This window comes from Eubacterium sp. AF36-5BH (genome assembly GCF_003460505.1).
Taxonomy (GTDB): domain Bacteria; phylum Bacillota; class Clostridia; order Lachnospirales; family Lachnospiraceae; genus Eubacterium_G.
Genome location: NZ_QTVG01000002.1, coordinates 269,054 through 286,208 on the forward strand (window position 1 = coordinate 269,054; position 17,155 = coordinate 286,208).

At 33.8% G+C, this 17,155-nt stretch carries 16 protein-coding genes; all 16 read left to right on the forward strand.

All coding sequences use genetic code 11. The features are described from left to right. Window positions 1-10: 10 nt before the first annotated feature. The 16 genes from DW006_RS02675 to DW006_RS12025 all read left to right on the forward strand — a co-directional run bounded on the left by DW006_RS02675 (window position 11) and on the right by DW006_RS12025 (window position 17,141). Window positions 11-799 (forward strand): electron transfer flavoprotein subunit beta/FixA family protein, encoded by a 789-nt coding sequence (locus DW006_RS02675; protein ID WP_022165353.1) that lies wholly within the window; start codon window positions 11-13, stop codon window positions 797-799. A 19-nt stretch (window positions 800-818) separates the two neighbouring features. Further along, window positions 819-1,871 carry an electron transfer flavoprotein subunit alpha/FixB family protein gene (locus DW006_RS02680; protein WP_117998935.1) on the forward strand — a complete coding sequence of 351 codons (1,053 nt, stop codon included), beginning with the start codon at window positions 819-821 and terminating at the stop codon, window positions 1,869-1,871. Window positions 1,872-1,979: 108 nt separating this feature from the next. Beyond that, window positions 1,980-2,279, forward strand: coding sequence for a DUF3990 domain-containing protein (locus DW006_RS02685; protein ID WP_117998936.1), 300 nt, complete (start codon window positions 1,980-1,982; stop codon window positions 2,277-2,279). Between the two features lie 175 nt (window positions 2,280-2,454). Beyond that, a complete protein-coding gene (locus tag DW006_RS02690) occupies window positions 2,455-3,822 on the forward strand; it encodes an NCS2 family permease (protein WP_117998937.1) in 1,368 nt (455 codons plus the stop codon). Between the two features lie 323 nt (window positions 3,823-4,145). Beyond that, entirely contained in the window at window positions 4,146-5,267 is a 1,122-nt protein-coding gene (locus DW006_RS02695) for an AI-2E family transporter (RefSeq protein WP_117998938.1), read from the forward strand. 125 nt (window positions 5,268-5,392) lie between these two features. After that, window positions 5,393-5,674: a DUF6110 family protein gene (locus DW006_RS02700; RefSeq protein ID WP_117998939.1), complete on the forward strand. Its 282-nt coding sequence runs from the start codon at window positions 5,393-5,395 to the stop codon at window positions 5,672-5,674. Next, window positions 5,674-7,755: a heavy metal translocating P-type ATPase gene (locus tag DW006_RS02705; RefSeq protein ID WP_117998940.1), complete on the forward strand. Its 2,082-nt coding sequence runs from the start codon at window positions 5,674-5,676 to the stop codon at window positions 7,753-7,755. The genes DW006_RS02700 and DW006_RS02705 overlap by 1 nt, the downstream gene beginning before the upstream one ends. Before the next feature lie 358 nt (window positions 7,756-8,113). Continuing rightward, window positions 8,114-9,409 (forward strand): phosphopyruvate hydratase, encoded by a 1,296-nt coding sequence (gene eno, locus DW006_RS02710; protein WP_117998941.1) that lies wholly within the window; start codon window positions 8,114-8,116, stop codon window positions 9,407-9,409. A 30-nt stretch (window positions 9,410-9,439) separates the two neighbouring features. Further along, the gene (locus DW006_RS02715) at window positions 9,440-10,003 is read left to right on the forward strand and encodes a DUF3793 family protein (RefSeq protein ID WP_022166028.1); all 564 of its coding nucleotides are present in this window, start codon (window positions 9,440-9,442) and stop codon (window positions 10,001-10,003) included. Between the two features lie 222 nt (window positions 10,004-10,225). Further along, window positions 10,226-10,648 carry a flavodoxin gene (locus tag DW006_RS02720; RefSeq protein ID WP_117998942.1) on the forward strand — a complete coding sequence of 141 codons (423 nt, stop codon included), beginning with the start codon at window positions 10,226-10,228 and terminating at the stop codon, window positions 10,646-10,648. A 239-nt stretch (window positions 10,649-10,887) separates the two neighbouring features. Continuing rightward, window positions 10,888-11,802 carry a phosphate butyryltransferase gene (gene ptb / locus DW006_RS02725; RefSeq protein ID WP_117998943.1) on the forward strand — a complete coding sequence of 305 codons (915 nt, stop codon included), beginning with the start codon at window positions 10,888-10,890 and terminating at the stop codon, window positions 11,800-11,802. Window positions 11,803-11,870: 68 nt separating this feature from the next. Further along, entirely contained in the window at window positions 11,871-12,938 is a 1,068-nt protein-coding gene (buk, locus tag DW006_RS02730; RefSeq protein WP_117998944.1) for a butyrate kinase, read from the forward strand. A 9-nt stretch (window positions 12,939-12,947) separates the two neighbouring features. Further along, on the forward strand, window positions 12,948-13,145 hold the full coding sequence (locus tag DW006_RS02735; RefSeq protein WP_117998945.1) for a PspC domain-containing protein: 198 nt from the start codon (window positions 12,948-12,950) through the stop codon (window positions 13,143-13,145). Window positions 13,146-13,253: 108 nt separating this feature from the next. Beyond that, complete coding sequence (locus DW006_RS02740) at window positions 13,254-14,981, forward strand: ABC transporter ATP-binding protein (protein WP_117998946.1); 1,728 nt, start codon at window positions 13,254-13,256, stop codon at window positions 14,979-14,981. Further along, window positions 14,982-16,730 carry an ABC transporter ATP-binding protein gene (locus DW006_RS02745; RefSeq protein WP_117998947.1) on the forward strand — a complete coding sequence of 583 codons (1,749 nt, stop codon included), beginning with the start codon at window positions 14,982-14,984 and terminating at the stop codon, window positions 16,728-16,730. It abuts the gene before it with no gap. A 240-nt stretch (window positions 16,731-16,970) separates the two neighbouring features. Next, window positions 16,971-17,141: a hypothetical protein gene (locus DW006_RS12025; RefSeq protein ID WP_158561049.1), complete on the forward strand. Its 171-nt coding sequence runs from the start codon at window positions 16,971-16,973 to the stop codon at window positions 17,139-17,141. Window positions 17,142-17,155: the final 14 nt, after the last annotated feature.

Sequence of the window (17,155 nt, forward strand, 5' to 3'; positions counted from 1 at the left end):
GGTACTAATCGTGAAAATTATCGTTTGTGTAAAACAGGTACCTGATACAAAGGGCGGAGTTAAATTCAACCCAGATGGTACATTAGATAGAGGTGCAATGCTTACAATTATGAACCCTGATGATAAGGCAGGCCTTGAAGCTGCACTTAGATTAAAAGATCAGTACGGTGCTGAAGTAACAGTTCTTACAATGGGTCTTCCAAAGGCTGAAGATGTTCTTCGTGAAGCTATGGCTATGGGTGCTGATAACGGAATTTTAGTAACAGATAGAGTTTTAGGTGGTGCTGATACTTGGGCTACATCTACAACAATCGCTGGTGCTATCAGAAATATTAAAGATTATGATATCATTATTACAGGACGTCAGGCTATTGATGGTGATACAGCTCAGGTTGGACCACAGATTGCTGAACATCTTGGAATCCCTGTTATTTCATACGCTGAAGGTATTGAAGTTGACGGAGATAGCGTAATTGTTAAGAGACAGTATGAAGATAGACATCATATGCTTAAAGCTAAAATGCCTGTATTAATTACAGCTCTTTCAGAATTAAATGATCCTCGTTACATGACTCCAGGTGGAATTTTTGATGCTGTTGATGCTGAAATCACAACTTGGGGAAGAGCAGACTTAGTAGATGTAAACGATGGAGACCTTGGCCTTAAGGGCTCACCTACAAAGATTGCTAAGGCATCAGATAAGGTTCGTAAGGGTGCTGGAGAAAAGGTTGCTCCTGATTCACCTGATGAAGCAGTTGAGTACATCATGGACAAATTATTAACAAAGCACGTTATTTAGTAGAGAGGAGATTATAATTATGCAGAACATTAATTTAGAAGATTATAAAGGCGTATATGTCTTCGCTCAGCAGGTAGATAACGAATTAAGCGGTATCGCATTCGAGTTACTTGGAGAAGCAGGAAGACTTGCAAAACCATTAAATACAGAAGTAACAGCCGTACTTCTTGGATCAAACGTTGGAAATTTAGTTGATCAGTTAGCTGAATATGGCGCTGATAAGGTTATCGTTGTTGATAATCCTGAACTTGAAACATACAGAACAGAACCATATGCTCAGGCTTTAACAGCAGTTATTAATGAATTCAAGCCTGAAATTATGTTAGTTGGTGCTACAGCAATCGGTAGAGATTTAGGTCCTACAGTTTCAGCTAGAGTAGCAACAGGTCTTACAGCTGACTGTACAGTTCTTGAAATTGGTGATTTCCCAATCAATCCAATTCCAGGTAGAGAACAGAAACATAATCAGCTTCTTATGACTCGTCCTGCATTCGGTGGTAATACAATTGCTACTATTGCATGTCCGGATCATAGACCACAGATGGCTACAGTTCGTGCCGGTGTTATGCAGAAAGCAGAACCAAAGCCAGGTGCAAAGGCAGAAGTTATTAACTTTGACGCTAAGTTAGAAAAGAACAGCAAATATGTTGAAATTCAGGAAGTAATTAAGTCTGTAACAGAAACAGTTGACATTATGGACGCTAAGATTTTAGTATCAGGTGGACGTGGTGTTGGTTCAGCAGAAAACTTCAAACTTCTTGAAGATTTAGCAGAAGCTCTTGGTGGTGAAGTAGCATGCTCAAGAGCAGTAACAGATAACGGTTGGTTACCAGTTGACAGACAGGTAGGACAGACAGGTAAGACAGTTCGTCCACAGGTTTACTTTGCAATTGGTATTTCAGGTGCTATCCAGCACGTTGCCGGTATGGAAGAATCAGACCTTATTATCGCAATCAATAAAGACGAAGATGCTCCAATCTTTGACGTAGCTGATTACGGTATCGTAGGTGATTTAAACAAAATCGTACCACAGCTTACAGCAGCAATTAAGGCAGCAACAAGTGAAAAATAATCGCGAAGCTTTGAGTAAAGCGACGTAAACATAAAAAGCGAGAAGGTGGAATCGTGCTTGCACGAATGAAACCTTCTCGCTTTTTATGTAACACGCGGCATTTTACGAATGCCGCGTGCTTCTAGATTTGTTTTACAAATCAAGAAGAAACGTCGCTTCAAAGAAATGAAAATGAAAATAATGTCAAAAAAATTTCTTATGGAAAAATATAATATTGATATTAGTGAATATGATTTGATAATAGGGTATAGAGCTGATGATTCTTATTTCAGATTTGCAGAAGACTTTTTAAATAATTCAATAAGTGTTGAAAAATTAGAAAGAGCAAAGGATATTAACAAAGCCAGTGTGGGAACAGAAAAAAATATTGCTGAAACTTTAGGATGTAATATTGAAGAAATAATTTAATAAAGTTAAAAAATGATTTGCATGATTAAATAATTTTAGAAAAATGGCAGAAAATAATAGTAAATGTTAAAAAAATGAAAAAACACTGTAAAAACGTTTAAAAATCTGTTAATATTATAAGGCAATAGCAAATAATAAGAAAGGAAAGTATAGCTAGGCTATACAAAAGAGGAGAATGTTAGAGAAAATATTTAAACTCAAACAGAACAATACTTCTGTTAAGACAGAAGTAATTGCGGGTCTTACAACATTTATGACTATGGCATATATTCTTGCTGTAAACCCAAGTATTTTAAGTGCTTCCGGAATGGATAAGGAAGCGATTCTTATTGCTACATGTTTAGCTTCATTTATTGGTACAATGTGTATGGCGTTTTTTGCAAATCTTCCATTTGCTTTATCAGCAGGTCTTGGACTTAATGCTTATTTTGCATACACAGTTTGTGGAGAAATGAAATATTCATGGCAGATAGCATTATTTGCAGTATTTGTTGAAGGTATTATTTTTATAATTCTTTCTTTAACAAATGTACGTGAAGCTATTTTTGATGCAATTCCATTTAATCTTAAGAAGGCAGTATCAGTTGGTATTGGTTTATTTATTGCTTTTATTGGTTTACAGAATGCAGGACTTGTTCAGAATTCTGATTCAACACTTGTTACTATTACAGACTTTACACAGAATTTCCATACAGCAGGCATTACAGCATTATTAGCTGTTATTGGTGTATTCATTACAGCTATACTCTATATTAAGAGAGTAAAAGGATCAATTCTTATTGGTATCGTATCAACATGGATTCTTGGAATTATCAGTGAATTAGTAGGATTGTATGTTCCTAATGTAGAAAAGGGAGTATATTCAGTTATTCCAACTAATTTTGTAAGTTTTGATTTTTCAGCATTAGGAAAAACATTTGGTCAGTGCTTCAACCTTGACTTCAAGGCTGTTGGTCTTGTTAACTTCATCATTGTTGTATTTGCATTCCTTTTTGTAGACTTATTCGATACGTTAGGAACAATCATTGGTGTAAGTACAAAAGCAGGTATGCTTGATGAAGATGGTAAGTTGCCAAAGATTAAACCGGCACTTTTATCTGATGCTATTGCTACATCAGCAGGTGCTATTCTTGGTACATCAACAACAACAACATTCGTTGAATCATCAGCAGGTGTTGCAGAAGGTGGACGTACAGGTCTTACAGCAGTTGTTACAGGATTATTATTCTTAGTAGCTGTTATTTTCTCACCTTTATTTGTTACAATTCCATCATTTGCTACAGCTCCGGCACTTATTATGGTTGGATTCCTTATGTTTGGAGCTATTGCAGATATTAAGTTTACAGATGATAATTTAACAGAAGCTATTCCAGCTTACCTTTGCGTAATTGCAATGCCATTATTTTACAGCATTTCAGAAGGTATTTCAGTAGGAATTATCTCATATGTATTAATTAACTTAGTATGTGGAAAAGGTAAGAAGGTTAAGCCTTTATTGTATGTTTTAGCTGTATTATTTATTTTAAAATATATATTCTTATAAAATAATATAACTATAGATTTGAAAATTGAATATTAACTGCATATATATAATGTTATATGCAGACAAAATAAAGGTTATGGTACTAACTTGGTAGTTGGTATCATAACCTTTTATGTTATATATATGTTTACCATTTTAGTCAAAGCAGTTATAATGTAAAAGAAGAAAAATGTATATATGAAAATATGTAAATAAGAAAATATATAGTGCTAATTAAAAATAGATAATGGGAAAAGCTAGGTGGAAGCATTGTATATAATGTAACATTCTTCCAAGGTATATTTACATAGACAATATATAAAATAGTTATATAGGAGAAATTTATGAATATAAAAATTGAGTGGAAACAGTGTTTGAAAATTGGAATAAGTATATTCGCACTTTTTTTGTGTATTAACTACTGGAATGCGGTAGCTAATACGATAAGTGTGTTTATTAGTGGTGTTACTCCGATTTTAATAGGGTGCGTGGTTGCGTATATGGTTAATATTTTTATGTCAGGACTTGAAAAAAGATATTTTCCTAACAGCACCAAAGAAGGTGTTATAAAAAGCAGAAGACCTGTATGCATGGCACTGGCAATCGTTATTGTTTTAGGTGTGATAGCACTTTTGATTTATATGATTATACCAGAATTAATCAGATGTATTGAGACTTTTATTAATGGCATGCCGGATTTAATAAAAGAAATTTCTCAAAATAAATATGTTAAAAGAATGGTTTCTCAGGAAACATTAGACCAACTAAAAAACATGAAATGGGATAGCTATTTGGAAAAAATAGGTGGCTTTCTGTTTTCAGGAATTGGTGGTGCGGTAAATGCAGTGGCTGCTGTTGCAAGTTCTGTTATATCTGTTGTGGCAACTATTTTAATTGGAATTATTTTTTCTATATATTTTCTAACAGGAAAAGAAAGATTAATTAATCAAACAAAAAGAGTAATAAAAGTTGTTTTTAAGGAAAAATGGTATAACAAAATAATGCATTATATTTATATTTTTGATGATTGTTTTCATGGTTATATTGTGGGCAAATTAATTGATGCAGTTGTCCTTGGTGGGATGTGTATGCTTACCATGTTTATTTTAAGATTGCCATATGCGGTTATGATTGGAACACTAATAGGTTTTACTGCATTAATACCAGTTGTTGGTGCATATGTAGGAACTGCTGTTGGGGCAATTATGGTATTAACTGAGTCACCAATGCAGGCTATTATATTTATAATTATTATTATGGCAATTCAGTTAGTAGAGGGAAATGTAATTTATCCAAAAATCATGGGCAATTCAATAGGTCTTCCCGGAATTTGGGTTTTGGCAGCTGTAACTGTAGGTGGTAGTTTGTTTGGAATAATTGGTATGTTAATTGGTGTTCCAATTATTGCGGGATTCTATAAGATAGCATCTGAAAGTATTCATAAAAGGGAAGAAAAACTAAAATAAATCCTTTTAAAAAGTGCAAAAACAACGCTAGAAATATTATTGAAAAAATACTACAAAAGAAGTATTATATATTTTGTAGAACTAACAAAAGTTAGTAAGGACAAACAACTAAGGAGGAAAAGAAAATGGATGTATTAAAGAAAGTAGGAATGTTCGCAGCTGGAACATTATTTGGAACAGCAGGAATTAAAGTTTTAACAAGCAAGGATGCAAAGAAAGTATATGCTAACTGTACAGCAGCAGTTTTAAGAGCTAAGGACTGTGTAATGGATACAGTTACAGCAGTACAGGAAAACGCAGAAGATATTTATTCAGAAGCACAGCAGATTAATGAAGAAAGAGCTGCTGAAGAAGATTTTTTTGAAGATGAAGATGTAGTGGAAGACGAAGAAGGCGAAGAAGAATAATGAAATTTGTTATTAAACACGATATAAAAGGAAGAATTCGTGTACATTTCATTAATGGAAAAATGTCTTACAGAGACGCTGATATTGTTCAGTATTATTTTGAAAATCTGGCTTGTATAGAAGCGTGTAAAGTGTTTAATAGAACAAGTGACGTTGTACTTAATTATACATGTACACGAAATAACGTACTGAAACTTTTACAGACTTTTTCTTATAAAAAAGTTAATGTGCCTGATACATATTTAGAGAATACAGGTAGAGAACTAAATGAATATTATAAGGAAAAGCTTATTGACAGGGTAATGGTACGCTATGGATGTAAGTTTTTACTTCCAACAAGTGTAAAGATAGCATTGACACTTTATAATGCTACAAAATATATCGTCAAAGGCATAAAGGTTTTGGCAAAAGGCAAACTGGAAGTGCCTGTTTTAGATGCTACAGCCATAGGTGTATCTGTATTCAGGGGAGATACATCTACAGCAGGCTCTATTATGTTTTTACTTAGTATAGGCGAGTTACTTGAAGAGTGGACTCATAAGAAATCTGTTAGTGACTTAGCAAAGAGCATGTCGCTTAACATTGAAAAAGTCTGGGTTAAGCATGGTGAAATTGAAGAGCAGATTGAATATAACAAAGTTAAACCTGATGATATTGTAATTGCAAGAATCGGCGAGATGGTTCCTTTTGACGGAGTTGTAGTTTCCGGTGAAGCAATGATTAACCAGTCATCAATGACAGGAGAATCAATACCTGTAAGAAAGGTTACTGATAATTATGTATATGCAGGAACTGTTATTGAAGAAGGTCAGATAGAAGTTAGAGTTAAACAGACAGGTGGAACAGGTAAGTTTGATCAGATTGTTACAATGATAGAAGAATCTGAAAAATTAAAATCTTCAATAGAAGGAAAAGCTGAACACTTAGCTGACAAACTTGTTCCATTTTCATTAGGTGGAACACTTTTAACATATCTGTTTACAAGAAATGCTATCAAGGCAATTTCTATACTTATGGTTGATTATTCCTGTGCATTGAAATTGGCTATGCCTGTTTCTGTGCTGGCAGCCATAAGACAGGCGAGAGAACATAATATTACAGTAAAAGGTGGTAAGTTCCTTGAAAAAGTTGCAGTAGCAGATACTATTGTGTTTGACAAAACCGGTACATTAACAAAAGCTGAACCGGTTGTTGTGGATGTGGTGCCTTTTAACGGTTATTCAAAAGATGAACTTTTAAGAATAGCAGCCTGTTTAGAAGAACATTTTCCACATTCTATTGCAAACGCAGTGGTGAATAAAGCAATAGAAAGAAATTTAGTTCACGAAGAACTTCATAGCAAAGTTGAATACATAGTTGCCCATGGAATAGCTACAACTATTTCCGGAAAACGTGCAGTTATTGGAAGTTATCATTTTGTTATGGAAGATGAAGGCTGTGTTATACCTGAAGGCAAGCAGGAATTATTTGATAGTTTACCTAATGAATATTCACATTTGTATCTTGCAATTGAAGGCAAACTTGAAGCAGTAATATTAATTGAAGATCCTTTACGTGAAAATGCAAAGGACACAATTAAAAAGTTAAAGAAGAATGGCATTAAGAAAGTTGTTATGATGACTGGTGACAGTGACAGAACAGCAAAAGCCATTGCAAAAAAAGTCGGTATAGATGAATACTATTCAGAAGTTTTGCCGGAAGATAAGGCAAAGTTCGTAGACAAAGAAATTGCAATGGGACATTCTGTGATTATGATTGGAGATGGCATTAATGACTCACCTGCATTATCTAAAGCAGATGTTGGAATAGCCATGAACCATGGAGCACAGGTTGCAAAGGAAATTGCAGACATAACTATTGATGGCGAGGATTTAAGCCAGATAGTAACATTACTTAAAATAAGCAAATCATTAATGAAAAGAATTAATAGAAATTATCGGACAATTGTTTCCTTTAATAGCGGTTTGATTGTAATGGGAGTTGCAGGAATCATTGCACCTACAACATCAGCGCTGTTACATAATGCATCTACTTTGGCAATTGGTTTAAGTAGCATGAAGGATTTAGATTTGGAAAGATAATAGTTGTGGTATAACACAAATAGTTGAGTGGAATATCATAGACAACAACTTGAAAATAAAGAATCAAAAGAGGACTATAGTTTGGATGTAGAAACATTCAGGCTATGGTCTTTTTTTGCGCAATACGAAAAAAAGTTACTGAGGGGAAAATCCCTTTATTCCTACTAATTTTCTATGAAAAAATAAAAAAATAAAAAAACACTTGATTTTTTACCATAGTTAGAATATTATAACTATAGTTAGATATAACTAACTTCTTTTGAATAGACATTTGGACTCCGAAGAAAGCCCGGAGGGAGTAGCTACCCTCCGTTCGGAATCCTCCAAAAACAACCAGAAAGGTAAGAGAGGAGACACAATGAATTTTTTAGAAATTGAAAAAGTTATTGGAAGAGAGATTATTGATTCCAGAGGTAATCCTACTGTTGAAGCAGAGGTATATTTAGCTGATGGAACAGTTGGAAGAGGAACAGCACCTAGCGGAGCTTCCACAGGAGAATTTGAAGCCTTAGAGCTTAGGGATGGTGACAAAGACAGATATTTAGGAAAAGGTGTTGCCAAGGCTGTTGATAATATCAATACAGAGATAAATGATTTACTTGCAGGAATGGATGCAAGTGATATTTATGCAATAGATAAGGCTATGATTAAAGCCGATGGAACAAAGGACAAATCAAAGTTTGGTGCTAATGCAATTCTTGCTGTATCAATTGCAGCGGCAAAAGCAGCAGCACAGTCTTTAGAAATTCCCCTTTACAGATTTTTAGGAGGAATTTCAGGAAACAAACTACCGGTTCCTATGATGAATATTTTAAATGGTGGTGCTCATGCGGCAAACACAGTAGATGTTCAGGAATTTATGATCATGCCTGTAGGGGCTGATTCATTTAAAGAAGCATTAAGATGGTGTTCAGAAGTGTTCCACAATTTAAGTGCTTTATTAAAAGAAAACGGACTCGCAACATCAGTTGGTGACGAAGGAGGGTTTGCTCCTGACTTAAGCAGCGATGAAGAAGCAATTGAATACATATTAAAGGCTGTTGAAAGAGCAGGTTATGAACCTGGAGGGGACTTTATGATTGCAATGGATGCAGCATCAAGCGAATGGAAAGGTGAAAAGAAAGGTGAGTATATTTTGCCAAAGGCTGGTACAAAATATACATCAGAACAGTTAATTGAACATTGGAAGAATTTAGTAGAAAAATACCCAATCATTTCAATTGAGGATGCCCTTGATGAAGAAGATTGGGAAGGATGGAAAAAACTTACAAAAGAACTTGGTGATAAAGTTCAGTTAGTAGGTGATGACTTGTTTGTTACAAATACAAAGAGATTAAGTAAGGGGATTGAACTAAACTGTGGTAATTCGATTTTAATAAAGTTAAATCAAATTGGTTCAGTTTCTGAAACATTAGAAGCCATTAAGATGGCGCATAAAGCAGGATATACAGCAATATCTTCACACCGTTCTGGAGAAACAGAAGATACAACAATTGCAGATCTAGCCGTAGCACTTAATACTTGCCAGATTAAAACAGGAGCACCAAGTAGAAGTGAAAGGGTTGCAAAATACAACCAGCTTTTAAGAATAGAAGAACAGTTAAAAGATGCGGCTGTTTATCCTGGCATTAAAGCTTTTAATATTAAAAAATAGTATAATAAAGGCATTTTTAGAGGAAAAAATATGGTTGAAAAATATTTAATTGAATGGTGTTCATCCACTTTGGCGTCGTTAAAGACTGCAAGCCTTTTTAATTGGCACTACGTTCACGACAATATTACTTTAGAACAAGTGAAAAGCAGTATTGATGAAATGAATGAAAAATTCAAAGAAAAAGGAATTCAGATTGAAATACTTCGTGAAGAAGAAACCTGGGCGCTTATTTATGTGTACAGAGTAAAAAAACTTGAAGAAGACTTAAAGAAAAATGAGGTTAGTAAATTTTTAAGAGAAAATGGGTACAAAGAGACTTGTGTAAATTATGCGATAAGCTTACTTAAAAAAAGACTAATGGATTTAAAAGCTTTTCCGCATGAAATAGGAGTGTTTTTAGGATATCCAATAGAAGATGTTATAGGGTTTATTAATAATAAAGGGTGCAACTTTAAATGTTGCGGGTATTGGAAAGTTTACGGGGATAAAGAGAAAGCAATCAAAGAATTTGCAAGGTATGATAAGTGCAGAATGATTTATACAAAGTTATGGAATCAGGGGAGAAGCATATTGAAATTAACGGTGGCAGCATAACTGTTTAAAATATATTTTTCAACAATATTTATTTCATGTTTTGAAATAATAAGGGGTTAGATGGAAAATAAAACTATGAAATGGGAAAGAGTAAAAATAACGAAAACAAAAATATGTACTTTAATGAAGAATGTGAAGTATAAGAACTATGGAAACTACAGAATTAAACACAAAAAAGACTAAATAAATAATGTAATTATTATAGTAGAAAGAAGGAAAGAAATGAGTAAAATAGCAGTAGTATTTTGGAGTGGAACAGGAAATACAGGAGTAATGGCTACTAATGTTGCAGAAGGTGCAAAAGAAGCCGGAGCAGAAGTTGATGTAATATATGTATCAGACTTTAGTGCTGATAAGATGGATGATTATGACGCAATTGCGTTTGGTTGCCCGTCAATGGGGGCTGAACAGTTAGAAGAAAGTGAATTCGAGCCTGTATTTTTAGCTTGTGAACCAAAATTAAGTGGAAAGAAGATTGCCTTATTTGGCTCATATGGCTGGGGCGATGGCGAATGGATGAGAAATTGGGAAGAAACATGCAAAAACGACGGTGCAGTTTTAGCAACAGATTTTGTAATCTGTAATGAAGCACCTGACGATGATGCAATTGAACAGTGTAAAGCTTTAGGAAAAGCATTAGTTTAGGTTACTATTTTAAATATCTATATAAGGGCAATTAAAAATATAGGTATTTAATTTAATAATACATACACGATACTTACATATATTTTGTAATTTTAATCTTAATCCAAAAAAGGCCGAAGCATTAGTGCTTCGGTTCTTTTTTTCTTGACCGAATTATGTGTAAGTGCTATTATTTAAAATAGTTTATAACGGATTACTATGTTATATATATTAAATAAAAAAATGTGAGGTATACGAAGATGACAAAGAGTTTTGACGATTTACTAGCAAAGGTTTCACAGTGCTCAAAGAAAACTGTAGCAGTTGCATGCGCACAGGATGATGCAGTACTTGAGGCTGTAAAAGCAGCAAAGGAAAGAGGAATTGCAGATGCAATTTTAGTAGGCAATGAAGCTGAAATTAAAACTATTGCAAGAACATTAAAAATGCATATAAATGAATATAAGATTATTAACGTAGAGGATCCTGTTGAGGCAGCAAGAACAGCAGTAAAGTTAGTTCATGATGGCGAAGCAGACATGTACATGAAGGGACTTATTGATACTAAGACATTCTTAAAGAGTGTACTTGATAAGGAAGTTGGTCTTAGAACAGATAAAACATTATCACACGTTTGTGTATTTGAAATCAAAGGTGTTGATCGCTTATTATTCTTATCAGATGTTGCTTTTGTACCATATCCTGATTTAGCTACAAAAGCAAATATTATTAAGAATACAGTAGAAATTGCTCACGCATGTGGAGTTGAATGCCCTAAGGTTGCACCAATTGCAGCAGTTGAAGTTGTTAATCCAAAGATGCCATGTACAGTAGAGGCTGATGAGTTAACAAAGATGAATGAAAATGGTGAAATCACAGGTTGCATCGTTGATGGACCACTTTCACTTGACTTAGCAATTGAACCACAGGCAGCTTTCCATAAGGGAACAACAGACAGAAAGATTGTTGGTGATGCTGATGTATTATTATTCCCTGATATTCATGCAGGAAACATTACATACAAGTGCTTAGTTCATACAGCTGAATGTAAGAACGGTAACATCTTAACAGGTACAAGCGCACCTGTTATCTTAACATCACGTTCAGATGAATTTGAAGTAAAGGTAAATTCTATTGCTTTAGCAGCGATTGTAGCTGAAGCAATGAACAAATAAATATGACTTTTTAATCGCTCGTTAATTGCGGGTGATAATCTATACATTAAAAATAAGGAGATTTTAAAATGGCTTATAAGATTTTAATTATCAATCCTGGTTCAACATCAACAAAGATTGGTGTATACGAAGATGAAACACAGGTAATGGAAGAAACACTTAGACATTCAACAGAAGAGATTGCAAAATATGAAACAATTTATGCACAGAAAGATTTCCGTAAGGAAGTTATTTTAAATGTACTTAAAGAAAAGAATGTTGACTTAAACGATATAGATGTAGTAGTTGGACGTGGTGGTTTATTAAAACCAATTCCAGGTGGTACATACGCAACAACACCTGAATTATTAGAAGACCTTAAGATTGGAAAACAGGGACAGCACGCATCAAACCTTGGTGGTATTTTAGCACATGAAATCGCTGCTGAAATTAATGTAACATCATATATCGTTGATCCTGTAGTAGTTGACGAACTTCAGGATGTAGCAAGATTATCAGGACATCCTTTATTCCCACGTATTTCAATTTTCCATGCATTAAATCAGAAGGCTGTTGCTAAGAGATATGCAAAGGAAGTTGGAAAGGCTTATGAAGACCTTAACTTAATTGTTGTTCATATGGGTGGTGGTGTTTCAGTTGGAGCACATAAGAATGGTAAAGTTATTGATGTTGCAAATGCATTAGACGGAGACGGTCCATTCTCACCTGAAAGATCAGGCGGACTTCCATCAGGTTCATTAATGAAGCTTTGCTTTAGTGGTGAATACACAAAAGAAGAAGTTGGAAAGATGATTAACGGTAACGGTGGTTTTAACGCATACGTTGGAACAAATGATATGAGAGATCTTTTAAAGATGGCTGAAAATAATGATGAAAAGGCTCAGTTAGTAATGGACGCTTTCCATTATCAGCTAGAAAAAGAAATCGGTGCAATGGCAGTTGTTCTTGGCGGAAAAGTTGACCAGATTATCTTAACAGGTGGTATTGCATATAGTGCAAATACTCAGAATCACATGAAGAATGCCGTAGAATGGATTGCTCCAGTTACAATTTATCCTGGAGAAGATGAACTTCTTGCATTAGCTCAGGGTGCTCTTAGAGTTATGAATGGTGAAGAAGAAGCTAAAGTATACTAGGAGAAATTAATGAAGAAAAAACTTATAAGATCATCAAGTGACAGAATGTTATGTGGTGTATGTGGCGGTCTTGGAATTTATTTTAATATAGACTCAACAATTGTAAGGCTTATTTGGGCAGTAGTTACTTTATGTTCCTGTGGTACAGGAATTTTAGCCTATATAATTGCCACATTAATAATTCCTAATGATGATATAATACAGTAGTGAATATATTTTAGAGTTTAAGGAAGAATATATAATATAAATAAAGGCTATGGAGATTTAGAGAATTTGTCTCTAATATTCATAGTCTTTATTTTTAAGAGGAAAATTATGTTTAAGTTATTAAAACATTTAAAAGATTACAAAAAAGAATCATTATTAGCTCCATTATTTAAAATGTTGGAAGCGTGTTTTGATTTGCTTGTTCCATTAGTTGTGGCAGCAATAATTGATAATGGTATAGCAGAAAATGACACAGCCTACATTTTGAAAATGGGTGGTGTATTGCTTTTATTAGCTGCAATAGGTCTGACATTTTCAATAACAGCACAATATTTTGCGGCAAAAGCAGCAGCAGGTTTTGGTAGAGGGTTAAGACACGATTTGTTTAAACACATTGGCGGTTTATCTTATACACAAATTGATCAGTACGGACCATCTACTTTTATTACCAGAATGACTGCTGACGTAAACCAAATACAGAATCAGGTGAACATGATGCTAAGACTTTTATTACGTTCACCTTTTATAGTAATTGGTGCTATGATTATGGCATTTACAGTAGATGTAAAAACAGCAGTGGTTTTTGCAGTGGCAATTCCAGGACTTTCAGTGATTGTATTTGGAATAATGTTAATCACAATACCTATGTACAAAGTTGTGCAGAATTCTCTTGATGTTGTAATGGGGCATACAAGAGAAAATTTAAGTGGTACAAGAGTTATAAGGGCTTTTAACAGGGAAGCTCAGGAAGTAAAAGAATACAATGAAGAAACTCAGGTTTTAAACAGATTTCAAATTATTGCAGGAAGAATTTCAACACTTATGAATCCGGCTACTTTTATTATTATAAATGTTGCTATCATAGCAATTTTGTGGTACGGCGGAATTAGAGTAAATGTTGGTGGACTTTCTCAGGGACAGGTTGTTGCGTTAGTCAACTATATGTCACAGATTTTAGTTGAGCTAATAAAACTTGCCAGTCTTATTATTAATCTGACAAAAGCCTTTGCCTGCGCAAATCGTGTAAATGAAATATTTGATATTCCTTGTGAGGAAGATATGGGTACATTAGATAATGGACCTGATTTAGATACAAAAGTTGAATTTGATAATGTTTCCTTAATCTATGAAGGAGCAGGGGAAAGCTCCATTGAAGGTGTTAATCTGAAAGTAAAATCAGGAGAAACAATAGGTGTTATTGGTGGTACAGGTTCAGGAAAAACAACTTTAGTAAATATGATACCGGGATTTTATTATCCAACAGAAGGAACCTTGAGCATTGAGGGCGCAGATATTAAAGAATTCAAAAAATCAGCATTACAGAAGAAAATATCAATAGTTCCCCAGAAGGCTTTATTATTTAAAGGAACAATTAGAAGTAACTTATTGTGGGGGAATGAAGATGCAACTGAAGAAGAATTAACAGATGCATTAAAGAAATCACAAAGTTATGATTTTGTAATGGAAAAAGAGAATGGAATTGACTCCTATGTTACTCAAACCGGAAAGAATTTTTCAGGGGGACAGAAACAAAGATTAACCATCGCAAGAGCGTTAGTTAAGAAACCTGAAATATTAATTTTAGATGACAGCTCATCGGCACTTGATTTTGCAACAGAGGCAAATTTAAGAAAAGCCATAAGAAGCTTAGAGAATGTTACAACATTTATAGTTTCTCAGCGAACATCATCTATTATGGATGCAGACCAGATAGTTGTATTAGACGACGGAAAAGTAGTAGGTGTTGGAAAACACGAACAATTATTGGAAAATTGTGAAGTTTACAAAGAGATATACCAATCACAGTTTAAAAATTCAGAGAAGGAGGGCAGATAAATGAATAATATGACACAAAAAGATGCCCTAAAAGAACTTCTTAAGAGAATAAAAAAATACTGGTACATGTTGTTACTGTCAGTGGTTTTTGCTACAGCTTATGTAATATTGTCTTTGTATATTCCAAAACTAATCGGACTTGGAACAGACAGAATTATTGGTCAGGGAAAAGTTGATTTTGTAGGATTAAAGGGCGTTATTCTTCAAATTGTTGTATGTACAATGATTGCCGCAGTAGGTTGGTGGATAATGGGATTATGTAACAACAAAATAACTTACAACGTTATACGTGATATTAGAAAAGAATCTTTTGATAAAATTCAAAAATTACCTGTAAGTTATATTGACTCAAAATCAAGTGGTGACATTGTAAATAACGTTATTACAGATGTAGACCAGCTTGCAGATGGTCTTTTAATGGGCTTTTCAAATTTATTTACAGGTGTAATAACAATACTGTTTACATTGATTTTTATGATACAGATTGATTTGAAAATTGCTTTAGTAGTAATTTGCGTGACACCTTTATCATTTTTTGTGGCAAGCTTTATTGCCAAGAGAACATATTCCATGTTTAGAGTTCAGTCAGAAATAAGAGGTGAACAGACAGGAATTGTAGATGAAACATTAAGCGGTTTGAAGGTCGTGAAGGCGTTTGGTCAGGAAGACAGCATATTAGAGGATTTTGATGACACAAATGACAGATTGTGGAAGGTAAATGTTAAGGCAACATTCTTTTCTTCAATTACTAACCCAAGTACAAGATTTGTAAATAACATTGTATATGCGTTAGTAGCAATATTCGGTGGTTTGGAGGCTGTGATAGCAAAAGGAATAACTGTTGGTGGTTTAATGACTATTTTAAGTTATGCAAATCAGTATACTAAGCCTTTTAACGAAATTTCAGGAGTTATTACAGAATTACAAAATGCAATTGCATGTAGTGCAAGAGTTTTTTCTTTAATAAATGAAGAAGAAATTGTAGATGTAAAAGAATCAGAAGAAACAGTCTTAAAAAATGTTGATGGAAGCATTGGTATAGACAATGTGAACTTTTCATACAACAAAGATAAAGAATTAATAAAAGACCTTAATTTGCATGTAAAACCGGGACAAAGAGTTGCCATTGTTGGACCAACCGGTTGTGGAAAGACAACAATTATTAATTTGTTAATGAGATTCTACGATGTTGATTCAGGTAAAATAACTGTTGATAACAGAAATATAACTGATATCACACGAAAAAGTTTGCGTGAAAATTACGGTATGGTTCTTCAGGAAACATGGCTGCAAAAAGAAACAATTGCAGATAATATTGCTTTTGGAAAAACTGATGCAACAAGGGAAGAAATAATTGAAGCAGCAAAACAAAGTCATGCCCACAGTTTTATTAAACGTTTACCGAAGGGATATGATACGGTAATTGGTGAAGATGGTGGTATCTTATCACAGGGACAAAAACAGTTGCTATGTATTGCAAGAGTAATGCTTGCCTTACCACCAATGCTCATTTTGGACGAAGCAACATCTTCAATTGACACAAGAACAGAAATAAGAATCCAAAAAGCGTTTAATAAAATGATGAAAGGCAGAACTACATTCATAGTAGCCCATCGTCTTTCAACAATAAAAGAAGCAGACATAATTCTTGTAATGAATAACGGAAAAATAATTGAACAGGGAAATCATCAGCAATTGCTTGAACAAAAAGGATTTTACTATAATTTATATAATAGTCAGTACCAATAAAGTAATGTTGCATAATATTTATATAAATGGTAGAATAAACAGTAAGAAAAACAGAATGAAAAACTAACAAAACAAAAGATTGTATTGAAAAACATTAACAAAAACACATAAACTCTCACATAACCATAATGTAAGTATAATCAAATGTATTTGTGGTTATGTGGGAGTTTTTTTATAGTGGTTATAAAAAATCTGTTGTTCGAAAACAACTTTGTGTTTAATGTTAGGGGAGGAAAAGTAATGAAGATAGCAGTGATAGATAATGATGAGAAATTTGCTAATGAAATGGCGAAATACATAAAGAGGATGTATGAAAATGAAGAGAAAATAGTTGTTGATTATTATTCGTCAGGGAAAAAATATATACATAGCAAAAAGAGTTATGAAATAGCTTTTTTGAACTTGATTTAAAAGGAGAAGAACCG

Coding starts and splice junctions, on each gene's coding strand:
- DW006_RS02745 (WP_117998947.1), top strand. CDS start 14,982: ATGAATAATATGACACAAAAAGATGCCCTAAAAGAACTTCTTAAGAGA.
- ptb (WP_117998943.1), top strand. CDS start 10,888: ATGACAAAGAGTTTTGACGATTTACTAGCAAAGGTTTCACAGTGCTCA.
- DW006_RS02735 (WP_117998945.1), top strand. CDS start 12,948: ATGAAGAAAAAACTTATAAGATCATCAAGTGACAGAATGTTATGTGGT.
- DW006_RS02685 (WP_117998936.1), top strand. CDS start 1,980: ATGCCGCGTGCTTCTAGATTTGTTTTACAAATCAAGAAGAAACGTCGC.
- DW006_RS12025 (WP_158561049.1), top strand. CDS start 16,971: ATGAAGATAGCAGTGATAGATAATGATGAGAAATTTGCTAATGAAATG.
- DW006_RS02680 (WP_117998935.1), top strand. CDS start 819: ATGCAGAACATTAATTTAGAAGATTATAAAGGCGTATATGTCTTCGCT.
- eno (WP_117998941.1), top strand. CDS start 8,114: ATGAATTTTTTAGAAATTGAAAAAGTTATTGGAAGAGAGATTATTGAT.
- DW006_RS02715 (WP_022166028.1), top strand. CDS start 9,440: ATGGTTGAAAAATATTTAATTGAATGGTGTTCATCCACTTTGGCGTCG.
- buk (WP_117998944.1), top strand. CDS start 11,871: ATGGCTTATAAGATTTTAATTATCAATCCTGGTTCAACATCAACAAAG.
- DW006_RS02740 (WP_117998946.1), top strand. CDS start 13,254: ATGTTTAAGTTATTAAAACATTTAAAAGATTACAAAAAAGAATCATTA.
- DW006_RS02690 (WP_117998937.1), top strand. CDS start 2,455: ATGTTAGAGAAAATATTTAAACTCAAACAGAACAATACTTCTGTTAAG.
- DW006_RS02700 (WP_117998939.1), top strand. CDS start 5,393: ATGGATGTATTAAAGAAAGTAGGAATGTTCGCAGCTGGAACATTATTT.
- DW006_RS02705 (WP_117998940.1), top strand. CDS start 5,674: ATGAAATTTGTTATTAAACACGATATAAAAGGAAGAATTCGTGTACAT.
- DW006_RS02720 (WP_117998942.1), top strand. CDS start 10,226: ATGAGTAAAATAGCAGTAGTATTTTGGAGTGGAACAGGAAATACAGGA.
- DW006_RS02695 (WP_117998938.1), top strand. CDS start 4,146: ATGAATATAAAAATTGAGTGGAAACAGTGTTTGAAAATTGGAATAAGT.